This window comes from Streptomyces sp. NPDC037242 (assembly GCF_055604165.1).
On sequence record NZ_JBVJUY010000056.1, the window covers coordinates 1 to 18,730 of the forward strand.

General features: G+C 71.1%; 16 protein-coding genes. 10 read left to right on the forward strand and 6 right to left on the reverse strand.

The annotated features are described in order from the left end of the window. Positions 1-143 precede the first annotated feature (143 nt). Positions 144-1,343, reverse strand: coding sequence for a phosphoserine phosphatase SerB (serB, locus tag ACZ7GJ_RS37250; RefSeq protein WP_470758305.1), 1,200 nt, complete (start codon positions 1,341-1,343; stop codon positions 144-146). Positions 1,344-1,674: 331 nt separating this feature from the next. On the opposite strand from serB, the gene ACZ7GJ_RS37255 reads away from it, so the two are divergent. Continuing rightward, positions 1,675-4,203, forward strand: a complete 2,529-nt coding sequence (locus ACZ7GJ_RS37255; protein WP_470758307.1) for an ABC transporter ATP-binding protein/permease — start codon at positions 1,675-1,677, stop codon at positions 4,201-4,203. A 92-nt stretch (positions 4,204-4,295) separates the two neighbouring features. On the opposite strand, the gene ACZ7GJ_RS37260 is transcribed toward ACZ7GJ_RS37255, so the two are convergent. Continuing rightward, on the reverse strand, positions 4,296-4,952 hold the full coding sequence (locus tag ACZ7GJ_RS37260) for a transglycosylase SLT domain-containing protein (RefSeq protein WP_470758309.1): 657 nt from the start codon (positions 4,950-4,952) through the stop codon (positions 4,296-4,298). Between the two features lie 474 nt (positions 4,953-5,426). Here ACZ7GJ_RS37260 and ACZ7GJ_RS37265 point away from each other — a divergent pair, with 474 nt between their 5' ends. The 3 genes from ACZ7GJ_RS37265 (at position 5,427) to ACZ7GJ_RS37275 (ending at position 7,609) form a co-directional block, all read left to right on the forward strand. After that, positions 5,427-6,581: a GAF domain-containing sensor histidine kinase gene (locus tag ACZ7GJ_RS37265; RefSeq protein ID WP_470758311.1), complete on the forward strand. Its 1,155-nt coding sequence runs from the start codon at positions 5,427-5,429 to the stop codon at positions 6,579-6,581. Beyond that, on the forward strand, positions 6,574-7,224 hold the full coding sequence (locus tag ACZ7GJ_RS37270) for a response regulator (RefSeq protein ID WP_470758313.1): 651 nt from the start codon (positions 6,574-6,576) through the stop codon (positions 7,222-7,224). The genes ACZ7GJ_RS37265 and ACZ7GJ_RS37270 overlap by 8 nt, the downstream gene beginning before the upstream one ends. Positions 7,225-7,363: 139 nt before the next feature. Continuing rightward, the gene (locus ACZ7GJ_RS37275; RefSeq protein WP_470758330.1) at positions 7,364-7,609 is read left to right on the forward strand and encodes a chaplin; all 246 of its coding nucleotides are present in this window, start codon (positions 7,364-7,366) and stop codon (positions 7,607-7,609) included. A 77-nt stretch (positions 7,610-7,686) separates the two neighbouring features. On the opposite strand, the gene ACZ7GJ_RS37280 is transcribed toward ACZ7GJ_RS37275, so the two are convergent. Continuing rightward, complete coding sequence (locus ACZ7GJ_RS37280) at positions 7,687-8,466, reverse strand: hypothetical protein (protein ID WP_470758315.1); 780 nt, start codon at positions 8,464-8,466, stop codon at positions 7,687-7,689. A gap of 134 nt (positions 8,467-8,600) precedes the next feature. On the opposite strand from ACZ7GJ_RS37280, the gene ACZ7GJ_RS37285 reads away from it, so the two are divergent. The 4 genes from ACZ7GJ_RS37285 (at position 8,601) to ACZ7GJ_RS37300 (ending at position 11,860) form a co-directional block, all read left to right on the forward strand. Then, the gene (locus ACZ7GJ_RS37285) at positions 8,601-9,395 is read left to right on the forward strand and encodes an ABC transporter ATP-binding protein (protein WP_365920979.1); all 795 of its coding nucleotides are present in this window, start codon (positions 8,601-8,603) and stop codon (positions 9,393-9,395) included. Between the two features lie 119 nt (positions 9,396-9,514). Then, complete coding sequence (locus ACZ7GJ_RS37290; RefSeq protein ID WP_470758317.1) at positions 9,515-9,943, forward strand: NfeD family protein; 429 nt, start codon at positions 9,515-9,517, stop codon at positions 9,941-9,943. A gap of 85 nt (positions 9,944-10,028) precedes the next feature. Further along, complete coding sequence (locus ACZ7GJ_RS37295) at positions 10,029-11,006, forward strand: SPFH domain-containing protein (RefSeq protein ID WP_470758319.1); 978 nt, start codon at positions 10,029-10,031, stop codon at positions 11,004-11,006. Between the two features lie 77 nt (positions 11,007-11,083). Beyond that, on the forward strand, positions 11,084-11,860 hold the full coding sequence (locus tag ACZ7GJ_RS37300; RefSeq protein ID WP_470758321.1) for a sulfite exporter TauE/SafE family protein: 777 nt from the start codon (positions 11,084-11,086) through the stop codon (positions 11,858-11,860). Positions 11,861-11,899: 39 nt separating this feature from the next. On the opposite strand, the gene ACZ7GJ_RS37305 is transcribed toward ACZ7GJ_RS37300, so the two are convergent. Continuing rightward, positions 11,900-12,403 (reverse strand): HNH endonuclease, encoded by a 504-nt coding sequence (locus tag ACZ7GJ_RS37305; protein WP_470758323.1) that lies wholly within the window; start codon positions 12,401-12,403, stop codon positions 11,900-11,902. 162 nt (positions 12,404-12,565) lie between these two features. Further along, entirely contained in the window at positions 12,566-13,099 is a 534-nt protein-coding gene (locus tag ACZ7GJ_RS37310) for a YbhB/YbcL family Raf kinase inhibitor-like protein (RefSeq protein ID WP_470758325.1), read from the reverse strand. 84 nt (positions 13,100-13,183) lie between these two features. Between ACZ7GJ_RS37310 and ACZ7GJ_RS37315 the strand changes: the two genes are divergently transcribed. Next, on the forward strand, positions 13,184-16,789 hold the full coding sequence (locus tag ACZ7GJ_RS37315; RefSeq protein WP_470758327.1) for a LamG-like jellyroll fold domain-containing protein: 3,606 nt from the start codon (positions 13,184-13,186) through the stop codon (positions 16,787-16,789). 61 nt (positions 16,790-16,850) lie between these two features. Here the strand turns inward: ACZ7GJ_RS37315 and ACZ7GJ_RS37320 are convergent, their stop codons facing one another. Beyond that, complete coding sequence (locus ACZ7GJ_RS37320) at positions 16,851-17,633, reverse strand: sporulation protein (protein ID WP_385597966.1); 783 nt, start codon at positions 17,631-17,633, stop codon at positions 16,851-16,853. Positions 17,634-17,730: 97 nt separating this feature from the next. On the opposite strand from ACZ7GJ_RS37320, the gene ACZ7GJ_RS37325 reads away from it, so the two are divergent. After that, complete coding sequence (locus ACZ7GJ_RS37325) at positions 17,731-18,372, forward strand: DNA-3-methyladenine glycosylase (protein ID WP_470758329.1); 642 nt, start codon at positions 17,731-17,733, stop codon at positions 18,370-18,372. Positions 18,373-18,730 lie beyond the last annotated feature (358 nt).

Consider the following 18,730-nt stretch of genomic DNA (forward strand, 5'->3'; position numbering starts at 1 on the left):
TCCCCCCCCCCCCCCCACGCCCCCCCCCCCGCTCCCCCCCCCCTTCCCCCCCCCCCCCCACCCGAACCCCCCCACCCCCCCCCCCCCCCCCCCTCCCCCCCCCCCCCCCCCCCCCCCGCCCCCGTCCTCACGTGTCGGGGGCCTCAGGCCAGGTCGGCGGCCTCCACCTCTTCCCGGGTGATCCCCAGCAGGTACAGCACCGCGTCCAGGAACGGCACGTTCACCGCGGTGTGCGCGGCCTCGCGGACCACCGGCTTGGCGCAGAAGGCCACGCCGAGCCCGGCCGCGTTCAGCATGTCCAGGTCGTTGGCGCCGTCGCCGATGGCCACCGTCTGGGCCAGCGGCACCCCGGCCTCCGCGGCGAAGCGGCGCAGCAGCCGGGCCTTGCCGGCCCGGTCCACGATCTCGCCGACGACCTTGCCGGTCAGCTTGCCGTCCACGATCTCGAGGGTGTTGGCGGAGGCGAAGTCCAGGCCGAGCCGCTCCCGCAGGTCGTCGGTGACCTGGGTGAACCCGCCGGAGACCACGCCCACCTGGTAGCCGAGCCGCTTCAGGGTACGGATCAGGGTCCGGGCGCCGGGAGTGAGCCGGACCTCGGAGCGGACCTTGTCCACCACGGAGGCGTCCAGCCCGGCCAGCAGCGCGACGCGGGCGTGCAGCGACTGCTCGAAGTCCAGCTCACCGCGCATGGCCTGCTCGGTCACCGCGGCGACCTCTGCCTCGCAGCCCGCGTGCGCGGCGAACAGCTCGATGACCTCGTCCTGGATCAGGGTCGAGTCCACGTCCATGACGACCAGGCGCTGGGCCCGGCGGTGCAGTCCGGCCGAGACCACGGCGACATCGACGCCGATCTGGGCGGCCGCGGTGGCCAGGGCGGTGCGCAGCGGCTCCGTCTCGGTGCCGGAGACGGCGAATTCGACCGCCGTCACCGGGTACTTCGCGAGGCGGAAGACACGGTCGATATTGCCGCCGGTGGCGGTGATCCGGGCGGCCACGGCGGCCGTGGACTCGGCGGTGAGCGGGTTGCCGAGCACGGTGACGTGGGAGCGGCCACTGCCGCGCGGCCGGTTGTCGCCGGTCCCGGAGAGGATCTCGGCCTGGAGCTTGAGCGACTCTGCCCAGCTGTGGACGGTGGCCCGCAGCTCGCCTTCGGTGCTGACGGCGGGCTGGGTGACGAGGGCGCACAGGACTATGCGGCCGCGCGTGACGACCTGCTCGATGTCGACGACATCGACGGAGTAGGCGGCGAGGGTGTCGAACAGCCCGGCGGTGATCCCGGGACGGTCCTTGCCGAAGATCTTGACGAGGAGAGTGGGGACGTCGGAGGTCTGCGAAGCGCTCATGGTGATCTCACCGTATCTCCCCGGCCCCCGGGACAGGACCCCCGTCCCAGCCCTCGGTCGGCCGGGCGGGTCGCCGGGGCCGGGCGGCGGGTCGGGCGGCGACCGGTCGTCGGCCACCGCGCCGTGGTCCCGGCGGCTGCCGGGAGGGCGAGAAGTCCCCTATCTGACCCTCCGGGGTGCTTTCGACCCCGCCCGCGCGCGGGTGCGGACGCCGCCGGACGGCCCCGATTCCACATGTGGCCCCGGGCCTGAAATAGTTCCCCCGGATGTTCGCCATCCCTAGACTCCCTGACGTCATGGGGGATTCTCGGGGGACTTAAGTGGGGCTGGAGTGCCGGAACTCGTACTGGAATTGAATGGAAGGACCTGGACGCTCGATCCGTCCAGGTCGTACTCGCTGGGGCGCGACCCCCAGGGAGACGTCGTGATCGATGACGCCCGGGTGTCGTGGCGGCACGCCACCATCAGCTGGAACGGCCGGGGTTGGGGCATCGAGGACCACGGCAGCACCAACGGCACCTACGTGCACGGTGCGAGGGTCCAGCAGGCCGAGCTCGTGCCCGGTACGCCGGTGCACCTCGGCAACGCCACCGACGGACCGCGGCTCAATCCCGTCGCCGCCGCGGCGGCGCAGCCGGCCGTGGCCCAGCAGGTGCAGCAGCAGTCGCCCGCGGCGGCCTACGCACAGCCGCAGGCCCCGGCCTACCAGCCTCCGGCCCAGCAGCCGCAGCCCCAGCAGCCCTGGGAACAGCAGCAGCAGGCGCCGCAGCAGCAGCCGCACGTCCCGCAGCAGCAGGGCGCCGGCGCGGCCGCGCCCCGCCCCGCACAGGGTGCGGCTCCCGGCTACGGCGACCGCAGCCCGACGACGTTCCACCAGCTCGCGCTGGGCCACGTCATGCGGATCGGCCGTGCGCTGGAGAACGAGCTGGTGGTCTCCGACCTCCAGGTCTCCCGCCACCACGCCGAGTTCCGCTCGATGCCGGGCGGCCGCTTCGAGATCCACGACCTCGGCAGCCACAACGGCACCTACGTCAACGGTCAGCCGCTGGCCAAGTCCGGCACCGCGCTGCTCGGCCCGAACGACATCGTCGGCGTCGGACACTCGACGTTCCGGATCGTCGGCGACCGCCTCGAGGAGTTCGTCGACACCGGTGACGTCTCCTTCTCGGCCCGCCACCTCACGGTCACGGTCGACGGCGGCAAGCAGATCCTCAAGGACGTCACCTTCGGCGTCCCCGAGAAGTCGCTGATCGGCGTCATCGGCCCGTCGGGCTCGGGCAAGTCGACCCTGCTCAAGGCGCTGACCGGCTACCGGCCGGCCAACGAGGGCGACGTCCTCTACGACAACCGCAACCTGTACAAGCAGTTCGCGGAGCTCCGCCAGCGCATCGGCCTGGTCCCGCAGGACGACATCCTGCACAAGGAGCTGCGCGTCCGCACGGCCCTGAAGTACGCGGCCAAGCTCCGCTTCCCCGGCGACACCGCAGAGTCCGAGCGAGCGGCCCGTATCGACGAGGTGCTGCGCGAGCTCAAGCTCGACATCCACAAGGACAAGAAGATCACCGCGCTCTCCGGTGGTCAGCGCAAGCGCGTGTCCGTGGCACTGGAGCTGCTCACCAAGCCGTCGCTGATCTTCCTGGACGAGCCGACCTCCGGCCTCGACCCGGGCATGGACCGCGACGTCATGCAGCTGCTGCGCGGCCTCGCCGACGACGGCCGTACCGTCCTGGTCGTCACCCACTCGGTCGCCGAGCTGGCCATCTGCGACAAGCTGCTGGTCATGGCCCCGGGCGGTTCGGTCGCGTACTTCGGTCCGCCGGACGAGGCGCTGAACTTCTTCGGCTACACGACCTGGGCCGATGTGTTCTCCGCCTTCGAGAACTACCGCGACTACGACTGGGCCGGCCGCTGGAAGAGCTCGCAGCACTACCAGCTGTACGCCGCCGACATCGACGCGGTCGCCCCGCAGTCGGTGGCGATGCCGTCGCCGCAGCAGATGAACCCGCCGAAGCCGCAGGCCTGGGGCTCCCAGCTGTTCACGCTGATCTTCCGCTACCTCTCGGTGATCGCGTCGGACAAGGGCTTCATGGCCCTGATGCTGATCCTGCCGGCCGTCCTGGGCGTGGTCTCCACGGTCATCCCCGCCACCTTCGGCCTCGCACCCCCGAAGCCGCCGTCGAACTTCAACGGCGACGCGGGCACGATCATGCTGATCATCTGCGTCGGCATGTGCTTCTCGGGCGCCGCCAACTCGGTCCGCGAGCTGATCAAGGAACGCGTCATCTACGAGCGTGAACGCGCGACCGGCCTGTCCCGGTCGGCGTACCTCATGTCGAAGGTGATCGTCCTCGGCTTCATCACGGCCATCCAGGCCGTGGTCATCTGCGGGATCGGCTTCTACCCGCGCGACCTGCCCACCGAGGGCCTGGTCATGCCGCCGGCCGTCGAGCTGTGCCTGTCGGTCACGGCCCTCGGGTTCACCTCGATGATGTTCGGCCTCGTGATCTCCTCGCTGGTGAAGACCTCCGAGAAGACCATGCCGCTGCTGGTCATGTTCGCGATCATCCAGGTCGTCTTCACCGGCATCCTCTTCCAGGTGTACGACTCCCCGGGCCTGGAGCAGTTCGCCTGGCTGATGCCGTCCCGCTGGGCCGTCGCCGCCGCCGGCACCACGCTGAACCTCGGCAAGCTCATGCCGCCGTGGGACCGCGACAACCCGACCAACACCGACCCGCTCTGGGACGCCACGATCGGTCAGTGGAGCCTGGACATCTTCATCCTGCTGGCCATGGGCGTCGCCTGCGGCTTCCTGGTGGCGCGCCTGCTGCGCCGCCACGAGCCCGAGGTCATGCGCAAGTAGGCACGCGCGGTACGCACAGACGCCTCAGGGCGGCACCCGGTACTCCGGGGGCCGCCCTGAGGCGCATGGGGGTCCTGCGGGACGCCAGTGGCCTAGTAGGCGCTGTTGACGTTGTCCATCGAGCCGTAGCGGTCGGCGGCGTAGTTGCACGCGGCGACGATGTTCGCGACCGGGTCGTACTGGTCGAACTTGGTGCCCTTGACGTGGTACGCCTTGAAGGTCGGCAGGATGACCTGGAGCAGGCCCTTGCTGGGGATGCCGTTCTGGGCGTTGATGTCCCAGTTGTTGATCGCCAGCGGGTTGCCGCTCGACTCACGCATGATGTTGCGGTGGATGCCCGCGTACGAGCCGGGGATGCCCTCCCGCTTCATGATGAAGAGGGCTTCCTTGATCCAGCCGTCGAGGTTGTTCGCGAAGACGGGGGTGCGGGCGGCGGAGCGGCTCGCGGCCTCCTTCTCGGCGCGGTCCTTCTTCGCGTCGGCCTCGGCCTTGGCCTTGGCCGAGTCCTTCGCCTGCTTGTCCGCGACGATCTGCTGCACGGTGAGGTGCTGCTGCACGGCCTTGGCCTGGACGCCGTCGACGACCTTGGCCCACGCCACGGGGGCGGCCACGACCGTCTCGGCCTCGCCGGCGCCGGCCGGGACGAGGGAGAAGGCGAGGGCGGCGGCACCGAGGGTGGCGACACCGGCAATGGACAGCTTGTGTGCCTTCGTCAGACGACTGTGACCGGGAGTGCTGGAAGCAGACATGGCGGGGCAACCTCTTCGAATCGCGGGGGCCGCAGGAAAGCGCCGCTCGGATCCGGGATCCGCGGCGCTGTGCGACGAGGGCAATTCTTAGCGGTGGCAAAAACGCCTGGCAAAGGTGTGACGTACGATCCCGCTTAGTGGATCAGGGCCTGGCGCGGAGCCCGGATTTCGGGCCCCGGCGCTACGCACACCAGCGCTGACAGCATCTTTATCTGTCCACTAGGCAACTTCGTAAGTGACCTGCGTCCTATGCCCGGGCTCACATCGACCACGTAACAGTCTCACCATCCGTTGCGGAAGCAATGCAATCCGTGACCGCTTCTCCGCCCTGAGGACCAGCCACCCGCCCCGGCCCTCCTCCTCAAGGCAGAGACCAGGGCCCGCGGTCGTACTGCGCAAGGAGGGGCCGCGGGACCGCCCGCCCTAGGGCCGCAGCCCGATCCCGCAGGTCAGAGCCGCGAGTACGGTGAGCCCATGCAGCGCAGCAACCACAACGGACCCCGCAGCGGCCTGGCCGCGGTGAGCACGGCACTGCTCGCCATGAGCCGGCGCCTGGAGGTCCGCGACGTCCTGCGCACGATCGTCGCCTCGGCCCGCGCCCTGCTGGACGCCGAGTACGCCGCTCTGGGCGTCCCGGACGACCACGGCGGCTTCGCCCAGTTCGTCGTGGACGGCATCAGCGAGGAGCAGTGGCGCCGCATCGGCCCCCTGCCCCGCCAGCACGGCATCCTCGCCGCGATGCTCCACCAGGACGGCCCCGAGCGACTGGCCGACGTACGCAAGGACCCGCGGTTCGAGGGCTGGCCCGCCGCCCACCCCGAGATGTCCGACTTCCTCGGCCTGCCCATCCGGGACGGCGAGGAGACCCTCGGCGCCCTCTTCCTGGCGAACAAGCGCGGCACCGCGGCCGGCGGGCAGGCCTTCACGGACGAGGACGAGGAGCTCCTCTCCCTGCTCGCCCAGCACGCGGCCATCGCCCTCACCAACGCCCGCCTCTACGAGCGCAGCCGCGAGCTCACCATCGCCGAGGAGCGCTCCCGCCTCGCCCACGAGCTGCACGACGCCGTCAGCCAGAAGCTCTTCTCGCTGCGCCTGACCGCCCAGGCCGCCGCCGCCCTCGTCGACCGCGACCCCGCCCGGGCCAAGGAGGAGCTCCACCAGGTGGCCCTCCTCGCCGCCGAGGCCGCCGACGAGCTGCGCGCCGCCGTCACCGAGCTCCGCCCGGCCGCCCTGGACGAGGACGGCCTCGTCGCCACCCTGCGCAACCAGGTCCGCGTCCTGGACCGCGCGCACACCGCACACGTCACCTTCACCTGTGACGGCGTACGGGCCCTGCCCGCGACCCAGGAGGAAGCGGTCCTGCGCGTCGCCCAGGAAGCCCTCCACAACGCGCTGCGCCACTCCGGCGCGGGCCGGATCGAGGTCACCCTGTCCCGCCGGGACGGCGGAGCGGCACTCAGGGTCCACGACGACGGGACGGGCTTCTCCCCTTCCACCGTCCGCAGGGCCGGCCGGCACCTCGGCCTGGTCTCCATGCGGGACCGGGCGGCCGGCGTCGGCGGCCGGCTGACCGTGCACTCGGAGCCCGGCACGGGCACCACGATCGAACTGGAGGTCCCCGGTGGCTGACACGCCCCGCCCCATCCGCGTGCTGCTCGTAGACGACCACCAGGTGGTCCGCCGGGGCCTGCGCACCTTCCTGGAGGTCCAGGAGGACATCGAGGTCGTCGGCGAGGCCCCCGACGGGGAGGAGGGCATCGCCCGCGCCGAGGAGCTGCGGCCCGACGTGATCCTCATGGACATCAAGATGCCCGGCACCGACGGCATCGAGGCCCTGCGCAGGCTCCGCGCCCTGGACAACCCGGCGCGGGTTCTCATCGTCACGAGCTTCACGGAACAGCGCAGCGTCGTGCCCGCCCTGCGCGCGGGCGCCGCCGGATACGTCTACAAGGACATCGACCCCGACGCCCTCGCCGCGGCCATCCGCTCCGTCCACGCCGGCCACGTGCTCCTCCAGCCGGAGGTCGCGCTGGCCCTGCTCTCCGAGGAGGGCCAGGCCCCGTCCCCCGGCCGCGGCGGCTCCCTGACCGACCGCGAACGGGAGGTCCTGCTGCACATAGCGGACGGCCGCTCCAACCGGGAGATCGCCCGGGCGCTGGTGCTGTCGGAGAAGACGGTCAAGACGCACGTCTCGAACATCCTGATGAAGCTGGACCTCGCCGACCGCACACAGGCGGCGTTGTGGGCGGTCAGGCACGGGATCACGGACTGAACCGGTCCGTCCATGCCAGAACCGGGATTCATACGGTCGGGTGGATGTCGCCCACATGGCGCATCCCGTTCGTCGGATGACCGTTCTTCATGACGTGCCGCGGCGGCTGGCCGCGGCAGACGTACTGGAGGACGAGAACGTGAAGAACTTCAAGAAGGCCACCGCCGTCACCGTGCTCGCGGGCGGTCTGCTCGCCGCCGGTGCGGGTGTCTCCGCGGCGCACGGCGGTGCGTCGGCGGAGGGCGAGGCGCTGAACTCGCCCGGCGTGGCCTCCGGGAACCTGGTCCAGGCCCCGGTCCACGTCCCCGTGAACGTGGTGGGCAACACCGTGAACGTGATCGGCCTGCTCAACGGCGCCTGGGGCAACACGGGCGTGAACAACTAGGCAGCGCGCTCACGGCCCCGCTTCCCCCCACCTCTCCCCGGGAAGCGGGGCCGCGGCACACCCGGCCGGACACCCCTTTAGGCCCCGCGCTCCTCGACGGCCGAGTTGTACGCCGCGACCAGCGCCCGCCGCGCCACCCGCTCCACCGGCCGCAGGGCCTCGGCCCGCGCCGCCATCTCGGAGGCGGCCACCGCACCGCCGTGCCCGTTCTCGTACGCCAGCGAGACCATCAGGTCCACCCGCTGCGCCAGCGCCAGCACCCGTACCGCCCGGGGCGGGTACCCGGGAGCCAGCGCGTCCCGCCCCGCCTCCGCCCGCGCCCGGTACGCCGACAGGGCCGCTTCCGCCACCGGGCCCGACCCCGCCACGTCCAGCCGGGTCAGCACCACCGTCGCCTCGCGCAGCGCCTCCGCCAGCTCCCGCTCGGCCTCGCCGAGCGACGGCACGTCCGCCGGGGGAGCCTCCCGTACCGGCAGGCAGTGCCACACCACCGAGACGTGCACGTCACCCGCTGGCCCCGCCTCCGTGGCCTCCGGTACGAGACCCAGCGCGGCGCCCGCGCAGACCACCGCCTCCTCGGCCTCCAGCGCCCGCGCATTGAACTCCGGCGGCCCGCTCAGCCCCAGCGGATGCCCCGGCGCCGGCAGGGCGATCCGCAGCCCGGTCACCCCCAGCGCCCGCATCCGGCCCAGCGCGAGCGTGAGCCCCACGGGACCCGGTTCCCCCGGCAGCCCCGCCACCCGGTGGACGGCGTCCTCGCCCACGATCGACGTCGCGGCCTCGTCGGGCGAGACCAGACCGGCCAGCAGTGCGTTCCCCCAGGCGGCCAGCCGCCCTGAACGTGGTTCGAAAAGCATCCCCCTACTTTACGGATCGGGCCCCGCACCCGGCCCCGGCCCCGGACCCCTCCCGCGGTGGCGTAGGTTTTCCCCTGGGGCTGCGCCGCCGGGCGCACAGACGAACCGAGACTGCAAGGGGAGACAACACGCTCATGAGCGATGTTCTGGAACTGGTGGACGTAACCGTGGTCCGCGAGGGCCGGGCGCTGGTGGACCAGGTCTCCTGGTCGGTCAAGGAGGGCGAGCGCTGGGTGATCCTCGGCCCCAACGGTGCCGGGAAGACCACCCTGCTCAACGTCGCCTCCAGCTACCTCTTCCCCACCAAGGGCTCCGCCACCATCCTCGGCAGCACCCTCGGCAAGGTGGACGTCTTCGAGCTGCGCCCGCGCATCGGCGTCGCCGGCATCGCGATGGCCGACAAGCTCCCGAAGCGGCAGACCGTCCTGCAGACCGTCCTCACCGCCGCCTACGGCATGACGGCCACCTGGCAGGAGGAGTACGAGGACATCGACGAGCAGCGCGCCCGCGCGTTCCTCGACCGCCTCGGCATGACCGACTACCTCGACCGGAAGTTCGGCACCCTCTCCGAGGGCGAGCGCAAGCGCACCCTGATCGCCCGTGCCCTGATGACCGACCCCGAGCTCCTCCTCCTCGACGAGCCCGCCGCCGGCCTGGACCTCGGCGGCCGCGAGGACCTCGTACGCCGCCTCGGCCGGCTCGCCCGCGACCCGCTCGCGCCCTCCATGGTCATGGTCACGCACCACGTCGAGGAGATCGCCCCCGGCTTCACCCACGTCCTGATGATCCGCCAGGGCAAGGTCGTCACCGCGGGCCCGATCGACCTCGAACTGACCTCCCGCAACCTCTCCCTGTGCTTCGGGCTCCCGCTCGTCGTCGAGCGCAACGAGAACGAGCGCTGGACCGCCCAGGGCCTGCCCCTGCGCTAGGGGGGTGACGGGCGGCCGGTTCCACCGCGGCCGCCCGTGCGCCGCCGCGCCACCAACGCCCCCACGCCGTCCCGACCGCACCCTGTCCCGACCGCGCCCGGCCGACCTACCATGACCATGTGGACATCAACGCGTGGGTGTGGTGGCTCATCGCCGCGGTCGGACTGGGCATCCCCCTCGTCCTGACCACGATGCCGGAGTTCGGCATGTTCGCGGTCGGCGCGGTGGCGGCCTCCGCCACGGCCGCCCTCGGCGGGGGAGTGGTCGCCCAAGTCCTGGTCTTCGTGATCGTGTCGGTCGCACTCATCGCGGTCGTCCGCCCGATCGCCAACCGGCACCGCAATCAGAGACCCCAACACCGCAGCGGAATCGACGCGTTGAAGGGCAGAAGCGCCCTCGTGCTGGAACGGGTCGACGGCAGCGGCGGCCGCATCAAGCTCGCCGGAGAGATCTGGTCGGCCCGCACACTCGACTCGGACACCAGTTTCGAACCCGGCCAGTCCGTCGACGTGGTGGAGATCGACGGGGCGACCGCGGTCGTCATGTGAGCAAGCAGCCGACTCGCGGCCCCGGGGTCTGCGAGACTCCGATCAACGGGGCAGCACAGACAGCCGGAAGGGCACGGGGAACCGCATGTCATCGATCATCATCGTCCTGGTCATTCTGGTGGTCCTGGTCTTCATCGCACTGGTCAAGACGATCCAGGTGATCCCGCAGGCCAGCGCCGCCATCGTCGAACGGTTCGGCCGCTACACCCGCACCCTCAACGCGGGCCTCAACATCGTCGTGCCGTTCATCGACTCGATCCGCAACCGCATCGACCTCCGCGAACAGGTCGTCCCCTTCCCGCCGCAGCCGGTCATCACCCAGGACAACCTGGTGGTCAACATCGACACGGTCATCTACTACCAGGTGACCGACGCCCGAGCCGCGACGTACGAAGTGGCCAGCTACATCCAGGCCATCGAGCAGCTCACCGTCACCACGCTGCGCAACATCATCGGCGGCATGGACCTGGAGCGGACCCTGACCTCCCGCGAGGAGATCAACGCGGCCCTGCGCGGCGTCCTCGACGAGGCCACCGGCAAGTGGGGCATCCGCGTCAACCGCGTCGAGCTCAAGGCCATCGAGCCGCCGACCTCCATCCAGGACTCGATGGAGAAGCAGATGCGCGCCGACCGCGACAAGCGCGCCGCGATCCTCCAGGCCGAGGGCGTCCGCCAGTCCGAGATCCTGCGCGCCGAGGGTGAGAAGCAGTCCTCCATCCTGCGCGCCGAGGGTGACGCCAAGGCCGCCGCCCTGCGCGCCGAGGGCGAGGCCCAGGCCATCCGTACGGTCTTCGAGTCCATCCACGCCGGCGACGCCGACCAGAAGCTCCTCGCCTACCAGTACCTCCAGATGCTCCCGAAGATCGCCGAGGGTGACGCGAACAAGCTCTGGATCGTGCCCAGCGAGATCGGAGACGCCCTCAAGGGCCTCTCGGGAGCCATGGGCAACTTCGGCCCGATGGGCGGCGGTTCGGGCTTCAACCCGCAGAACACCGGCAAGGACGGCGGCTCCCCGTCCGACAAGGCGGCCGCGGAGCGCCGCGAACAGCCCCCCATCGACTGAACGGTCCGTCCCTGCTGCATGATCAGTCTGGCCCCTCGACCTTCACGGCGGGGAGGCGACTCACTCATGCAAAGGGGATGGCCTTGTCCATCTGGGAATCACTGGCGGTCTTCGCCGCGGGCATCGGCGCCGGCACCATCAACACCATCGTCGGCTCCGGCACCCTGATCACGTTCCCCGTGCTGCTGGCCACCGGCCTCCCGCCGGTCACCGCCAACGTCTCCAACACCCTCGGCCTCGTACCCGGTTCCATCAGCGGGGCCATCGGCTACCGCAAGGAGCTCCGGGGCCAGCGCGCCCGCATCCTGCGACTCGGCGCCGTATCGCTCCTCGGCGGCCTCGCGGGCGCGGTGCTGCTCCTCACGCTGCCGTCCGACTCCTTCGACACGATCGTGCCCGTCCTGATCGCACTGGCCCTCGTGCTCGTCGTCCTCCAGCCCCGGCTCGCCGCCGCCCTGCGCAAGCGGCAGGACGCGGCGGGAGGCGACACCGGGCACCCCGACGGCGGCCCGGCCCTGCTGGGCGGCATGCTGCTCTCCAGCGCGTACGGAGGCTACTTCGGGGCCGCCCAGGGCGTGCTCTACCTCGGCCTGATGGGCCTGCTGCTCCGCGAGGACCTCCAGCGCATCAACGCCGTCAAGAACGTCGTGGCCGCCATGGTGAACGGCATCGCGGCCGTCTTCTTCCTCTTCGTCGCGGAGTTCGACTGGACGGCCGTCCTCCTGATCGCCGTCGGCTCCACCATCGGCGGCCAGATCGGCGCCAAGGTGGGCCGCCGGCTGCCGCCGACCGTCCTGCGCGCGGTCATCGTGACCGTCGGCATCCTCGCGATCGTCCAACTGCTGCTCCGCTGAGCGGCGTAGCAGAACTACGCCGCCCAGCCGGCCCGAGCACTACGCGGAGCGCTCCAGCCACTCCGGCAGCACCTCACGCCCGCCCGCGCCCATGGCCAGCAGCATCGCGTCCGCCGGAGTAGGCACGAAGGGCTTGCGCAGCAACGGCATGCCCGCCTCCTCCGGCGTCCGCGCCGCCTTGCGGTGGTTGTCCTCGGCGCAGGAGGCCACCGTGTTCAGCCAGGTGTCCCCACCACCCTGCGCCCGCGGAAGCACATGGTCCACGGTCGTCGCGCGCTTCCCGCAGTACGCGCAACGGTGCTGGTCCCGGACCAGCACCCCCCTCCGCGACCAGGGAGCATGTCTTCGAAAGGGCACCCTGACATACCGGCAGAGCCTGATCACCCGCGGCATCGGCAACTCCATGGTGGCCGCCCGCACACGAAGCTCGGGATGCGACTGTTCGACCACGGCCTTGTCCTGGAGCACCAGGACCACAGCCCGATTCAGCGTCACCGTCGACAGCGGCTCGAAGCTCGCATTCAGCACCAGCGTGTCCCGCATCTCGCCCACCTCCCGTGTGCAGGCCCCGCGACCACCCTGGCGGCACGGCCCGGAACCACTCTGGCCGCGCGCGCCACGCGGGACAACGCAATAAAAATGCCCGGTCCTGGCCGTCTTTAGACCAGGACCGGGCAAACGCTCGGAGAACGGCGAACGCCGCGATCAGCTCGCGGGGGACTCGTACTCACCGATCAGCTGCGCACGGCCGATGCCGTGGAACCGAAGGTGGAAGCCGACGACCGCCGGGGACGAGTCCGCGTCCGGGCCGAGCTCCTCCCGGTCCACCGCGTACACGGTGAACACGTACCGGTGCCGCTCCCCGCGCGGAGGAGCCGCTCCGCCGAAGTCCCTCGTGCCGTAGTCGTTGCGTACGTGTACGGCCCCCTCCGGCAGTCCCTCGAAGTCCCCGCTGCCCGCCCCGGCCGGCAGCTCCGTGACCGACGCGGGCAGGTCGAAGAGCACCCAGTGCCAGAACCCGCTGCCCGTCGGCGCGTCCGGGTCGAAGCACGTCACGGCGAAGCTCTTGGTGTCGGCCGGGAACCCCTCCCACCGCAGGTGCGGCGAGACGTTCCCGCCGGTCAGGACCTGGGCCGCGGCCAGCTCCCCGCCCGGTGCGAGATCCGCGCTGGTCACCGCGAAGGAATGCACCTCCGGGTGGAACTCGTGCGGCAGCGGCGCCCTTTTGAGCTCGGACACGACGGAAACCTCCTGGGATGATCGGAAACTCCTGTATCGGAGCCTAGGGCCTGCGCACCCCTGTCCGTGTCTTACCGTCACGGAATGCAAAGATCAACAACCGCGGTCGCTGCCCTGCTGACCAGCACGGCGACGATCGCCGCGACCCTGTTGGCGACACCGGCCGCCCAAGCCGCCGGAACCGAACAGTCCACCCCCACCGCCTCGTTCAACGAGCAGATCCTGTTCCGCTCCGGCACCGCGGGCTACGGCTGCTTCCGGATACCCACCCTCACCCGCACCGCCACCGGCGCCCTGCTCGCCTTCGCCGAGGCCCGGATCTCCCCGTCCTGCGCCGACCGCGGCCCCATGGACATCGTGGTCCGCCGCTCCACCAACGACGGCCGCACCTGGGGACCGGTCGAGACCGTCCTCTCCGGCACCCCCGCCGTGCCCGCCACGGGCACCCCCGCCGACCCCGCGGCCCCGTACACGCACGGCAACGCCTCCCCGGTCGCCGACCTGGAGACCGGCGACGTCTTCCTGCTGTCCACCGCGGAGCCGACCGTCCCCGGCGGCGCCCGCCTCCCGTACGTCCAGAAGAGCACCGACGACGGCCTCACCTTCGGCCCCGCCACCGAGCTGCCCCGGCTCAGCGGCAAGACCGCCGGCTGGTTCGGCACCGGCCCCTCGCACGGCATCCAGCTGCGCAACCCGGCGCACGCCGGGCGCCTGGTGGTCGCCGCGTACGAGGAGCCCAACGCCACCACCGAGCACACCGGCTTCTACTACAGCGACGACCACGGGGCGAGCTGGAAGGTCTCCGAGCCGCAGAACACGCTGGAGAAGGACCTGATCAAGCCCACGGAACCGGCCCTGGCCGAACTCTCCGACGGCACGATCTACGTCTCCGCCCGCAACGAGCGCCCGAAGGAAGAGCCCCACCGCCTGCGCGCCCTCAGCAAGGACGGCGGCGCCAGCCTCGTCCCCGGGGAGCCCGTCACCGACCCCGCGCCGGGAACGCCCGAGCGGCACTCCCCGTACAAGATCGTCGAAAGCTTCAGCTCCCCGCAGATCCAGGGATCCGTACTGGCCCCCCGGCTCACCTACGTGGACAAGCCCGGCGACCTGCTGCTCGCGGCCGCCCCCGGCGACCCCCAGGACCGCAACTTCATGGAGGTCCGGTACTCCAAGGACGGCGGCGAGACCTGGACCACCCCCTCGGGCGGCCGCCTGAACAAAGACCGCGCCAAGTACCAGGACCGCGCCGGGTACTCGGACCTCGCCGAGCTCGCCGGCGGTGAGATCGGCCTCGTCTACGAGGGCGGCGACACCTTCTCCGCGGCCAACATCCACTTCAAGCGGTTCACCGCCGCCGGCATCGGCATCCCGGCGAAGCCGGACAAGGGCGCCTTCACCAACCCGCAGACCGCTCCGCTGCCCGGCCGCACCACTCCCGACAGCACCCCCCAGGCCAACGACGCCTACCTGGCCGGCAACGCGGACCTCGCCGCCGACGGCAGGTTCCGCCAGGGCCTCGCCCTCGACGGCACCGGGGACTTCGCGGACGTCCCGTACGCGGAGCCCGTCAACCCGCGCGACGGCGCGGTCACCTACTCGCTCCACTTCCGCCACGACGGCACCGACACCCGCACCACCCCGCGCGTACTGATGTGGGCGTACGGATACAACGCGGTCAAGCCGCAGGTCTGGATCCGCACCTACCCCCAGACCAAGGAGATCAAGGCCCGCGTCGAGGGCGAGGGCGGACGCGCCGCCACCCTCACCCTCGCGGCCCCCGAGGCCTTCGCCACGAACGCGGGCTGGTACCACCTGGCCCTGGTGCGCTCCGGCACCACCGCCACCCTCGCCCTCACCGACGAGGCCGGCACCGTCAAGAGCACCGCCGCCGCCGACACCTTCGCCGGATCCCTCACCTCGCCGCCCGACAAGGGCAACGACGGGATCCGCCTCGGCGCCAAGCCCGACGGCCAGGCCAGCGACGCCTTCAAGGGCACCCTCGACGACTTCCGCGTCTACCGCGCCGCCCTCGGCGCGGACGACCGCAAGAACCTCGCCACCGGCAGGCCCACCACCGCCGAGAGCGCCCTGACCGCCCACCTCGCCTTCCAGGTCATCGACCGGGCCGACCCCGTCACCGCGCCCGCCCAGGTGGCCGTCGTCGACGACGTCTCCGGCCACTGCGCCGACGCGAACCTCCTCCTCGCCCCGGGCGCAGCCCCCCTCAACACCCCGGTGAACGCCGCCGACAAGCCCGCCCGCATGGGCAAGTACGCCCTCAAGAACGACACCGCCCACCCGGGCGTCGAGGTCCCCTACACCCCCGCCGTGGACACCGGCGAGGGCGACTTCACCCACACCCTCTGGTTCCGCTACTCCGCCACGACCGCCACCCCCGGCTCCGTCCTGATGTGGGCGTACGGAGTCGGCACCGAGCAGGCCCCGCAGCCCTCCCTCTGGGTCCGCACCGACCCGCTGGGGGACCGGATCCACGCGCTCGCCGAGACGGACGGGGGCAAGGTGTACCTGGAGCTGGAGGACAAGGTGGCCGACCGCACCGCCTTCGGCGACAACGAATGGCACCTGCTCACCGTCACCCGCGAATCCGGGACCTTCAAGATCCAGGTCGACACCCCGGACGCCGTCCGTACGGACCAGGGCGAGGGCCTGGCCGGCTCCTTCACCGCGGGCCGCGCCGCCTCACTCGGCCTGCGCCTCGGCTCCCGACCGGGCACGACCGAGATCCTCAACGGCTCCCTGGACGACTACCGCCTGTACCACCGCGCCCTGACCGGGACCGAAGTGGCGGCCATCGCCAAGTCCGGCTCGGGAACGGGCTCCTACCCGAAGGGCGACCCCGGCCGCGTCTGGTGGTCGATGGAGCACGGCACCACCCAGCGCCACGACATGTACAACCGCACCGGTGACGGCCCCGCCACCCCGGACGATTCGGCGCACTGCAACAACGCCTACGTCCGCGGCACGGGCACCACCGGCCCCGCAGGCACCCCGAGCATCACCGGCACCGACGGCCGGTTCGGCGGCGGCATCAACCTCGACGGCACCGACGACCACGTCGAACTGCCCCTCACCGGCTCCGAGGCCCTCGGCGCCGATGACTTCACCCTCGCCACCTGGGTCCGCTACGACGCCGCGAGCGCCGCGGGCACCAGCCCCGTGATCAGCTGGGCCTACGGCATGGGCTCCACCGAGCGCCAGCTGTGGCTCCGCGCCGACCCGGACGGACGGAAGATCACGGCCCTGCTCCAGACGGAGAACGGCACCGCCTTCGTCGCCGCCGCGGACACCTCCTTCCGCACCGCGAAGGACGCCTACCACCACGTCGTCCTGCGCCGCGAGAACGGAGCCCTCACCCTCACCGTCACCGAGACCGCCAAGGACGCCGAGGGCAAGCCCCTCCTCATCGTCACCAAGGGCAGCGCCACCGCACCCGCCGGCTCGGTCACGCACACCGGCACCTTCGCCGCGAGCGGCTTCCGCCTCGGCGTCCGCCCCGACGGCGCCGACCGGTTCAAGGGCTCTCTCGACGAGTTCACCCTCGTCCGCCGATCCCTCACCGACACCGAACTGACGGCGCTGCGCGAGACCAACACCCTCCCGGGCGACGCAGCCACCGTCGCCCACCTCTCCTTCGAGAAGGCGACCACCACCGGCTACGCCCGCATGTGACCGTCCCGGACAGACGTGAGGGCCCGGACCGCGACCGCGGTCCGGGCCCTCACCCGTAGGCTCAGAACCAGTTGCGCTGCGAACCGACGGAGGCGATCCACTGGTTCAGGTACGCCGCCCAGTCCGTCCCCTGGTACGACTGCAGGCCCACCTGGAAGCAGCGGTAGGTGTCGCTGCCCTCGCTGAACAGACCCGGCTTCTTGTCCATCTCCAGCACGACGTCCATCTCGCGGCCGTCGGAGACGAAGGTCAGCTCGACCTGGTTCAGCCCCCGGTACTGCGACGGCGGCAGGAACTCGATCTCCTGGTAGAAGGGCAGCGTCTGCCGCGTCCCCCGGATGTGTCCCCGCTCCATGTCCGCGCTGCGGAAGGAGAAGCCCAGCTGCACGAAGGCATCGAGGATCGCCTGCTGCGCCGGCACCGGGTGCACGTTGATCGCGTCCAGGTCCCCGGCGTCCACCGCGCGCGCGATCTCCAGCTCGGTGCTGACCCCGATGTTCATCCCGTGCAGGTGACGGCCCCCGAAGTGGGTGATCGGCGTCTCCCACGGGATCTCCAGCCCGAACGGCACCACGTGCAGCGCGCCGGCCTGCACCTGGAAGGCACCGCCGAGACGCTGCTTGGTGAAGACGATGTCCTGCTTGTACTCCTGGTCGCCGCCCTCCACCTCCACCCGTGCCTGCAGCCCGACGGACAGACCCTCGATCTGCTGCTCCACGGATCCGCCCTGGATCCGGACCTCGCCCTGGACGATCCCGCCCGGCACGACGTTCGGCTCGGTGATGACCGTGTCCACCGAGGCACCGCCGGCGCCCAGGCTCGCGAACAGCTTCTTGAACCCCATGCTCTGACTCCCCTTGAAGGTTCGTGCGACTACTCCATACCAACGCGGAACCTTAGGCCCCGGTTGCAGGTGTACGCGTTCCACTACGCTCGACCGGATGAGCGCGCGCCCCGACCGTACGCCCCTGGCCCGGGCCTTCTTCGACCGGCCGGTCCTCACCGTGGCCCCGGACCTGCTCGGCCGCACACTGGTCCGCCGCACCGAGCAGGGCCCACTCGAACTGCGCATCACGGAGGTGGAGGCGTACGAGGGGGAGGCCGACCCGGGCTCCCACGCCTACCGCGGCCGCACCGCCCGCAACGCGTCGATGTTCGGTCCGCCCGGACACGCGTACGTCTACTTCATCTACGGCATGTGGTTCAGCCTCAACCTGGTGTGCGGTCCACCGGGCCACGCGAGCGGGGTCCTGCTGCGGGCGGGGGAGATCACGGTGGGCGCCGAGCTGGCCCGTAAACGTCGACTTTCAGCCAGAGGAGACCGAGAACTCGCCAAAGGCCCGGCCCGCCTGGCCACGGCTCTGGCCGTGGACCGTTCCCTGGACGGCGCAGACCTCTGCGCGGGCCCGGATTCCCCCTTGTCCCTCCTCGCCGGCACGCCCACCCCGCCCGACCAGGTGAGCAACGGCCCGCGCACCGGAGTGGGTGGCGACGGCGCGGGACACCCGTACCGCTACTGGATCACCCACGACCCGACGGTCAGCCCGTACCGCGCCCATGCGCCACGCCGCCGCTCAACTTGACTCGGCCCTGGCGGCCGCCTAACGTAGCCCGAGCCGCTTGAACGGGGCACTGCCTCAGCAGACCCCCAGAGCGGCCAACCCACTACCTACGACTTACCCCTGGCGGGGTCCCATTCGGCGTGCCCGAATTCGAATCCGCCGACTCGATTATGAGCCGCAAGGGATAAGCGCTAATGTGGTGGAGCGCCGAAAGGCAAAGGCCCCCAACGGCCACCGAATTCAAATCCAAGCCGGAAACGGCGCGGAAATGATCTGGTAGAGTTGGAAACGAAGGAAGCGCCCGGAGGAAAGCCCGAGAGGGTGAGTACAAAGGAAGCGTCCGTTCCTTGAGAACTCAACAGCGTGCCAAAAATCAACG

What these genes read in the sequence shown, in the direction of transcription:
- serB (WP_470758305.1), bottom strand. Translation starts at nt 1,343, where the DNA reads ATGAGCGCTTCGCAGACCTCCGACGTCCCCACTCTCCTCGTCAAGATC.
- ACZ7GJ_RS37305 (WP_470758323.1), bottom strand. Translation starts at nt 12,403, where the DNA reads ATGCGGGACACGCTGGTGCTGAATGCGAGCTTCGAGCCGCTGTCGACG.
- ACZ7GJ_RS37260 (WP_470758309.1), bottom strand. Translation starts at nt 4,952, where the DNA reads ATGTCTGCTTCCAGCACTCCCGGTCACAGTCGTCTGACGAAGGCACAC.
- ACZ7GJ_RS37325 (WP_470758329.1), top strand. Translation starts at nt 17,731, where the DNA reads ATGAGCGCGCGCCCCGACCGTACGCCCCTGGCCCGGGCCTTCTTCGAC.
- ACZ7GJ_RS37265 (WP_470758311.1), top strand. Translation starts at nt 5,427, where the DNA reads ATGCAGCGCAGCAACCACAACGGACCCCGCAGCGGCCTGGCCGCGGTG.
- ACZ7GJ_RS37320 (WP_385597966.1), bottom strand. Translation starts at nt 17,633, where the DNA reads ATGGGGTTCAAGAAGCTGTTCGCGAGCCTGGGCGCCGGCGGTGCCTCG.
- ACZ7GJ_RS37315 (WP_470758327.1), top strand. Translation starts at nt 13,184, where the DNA reads ATGCAAAGATCAACAACCGCGGTCGCTGCCCTGCTGACCAGCACGGCG.
- ACZ7GJ_RS37300 (WP_470758321.1), top strand. Translation starts at nt 11,084, where the DNA reads ATGGCCTTGTCCATCTGGGAATCACTGGCGGTCTTCGCCGCGGGCATC.
- ACZ7GJ_RS37295 (WP_470758319.1), top strand. Translation starts at nt 10,029, where the DNA reads ATGTCATCGATCATCATCGTCCTGGTCATTCTGGTGGTCCTGGTCTTC.
- ACZ7GJ_RS37280 (WP_470758315.1), bottom strand. Translation starts at nt 8,466, where the DNA reads ATGCTTTTCGAACCACGTTCAGGGCGGCTGGCCGCCTGGGGGAACGCA.
- ACZ7GJ_RS37285 (WP_365920979.1), top strand. Translation starts at nt 8,601, where the DNA reads ATGAGCGATGTTCTGGAACTGGTGGACGTAACCGTGGTCCGCGAGGGC.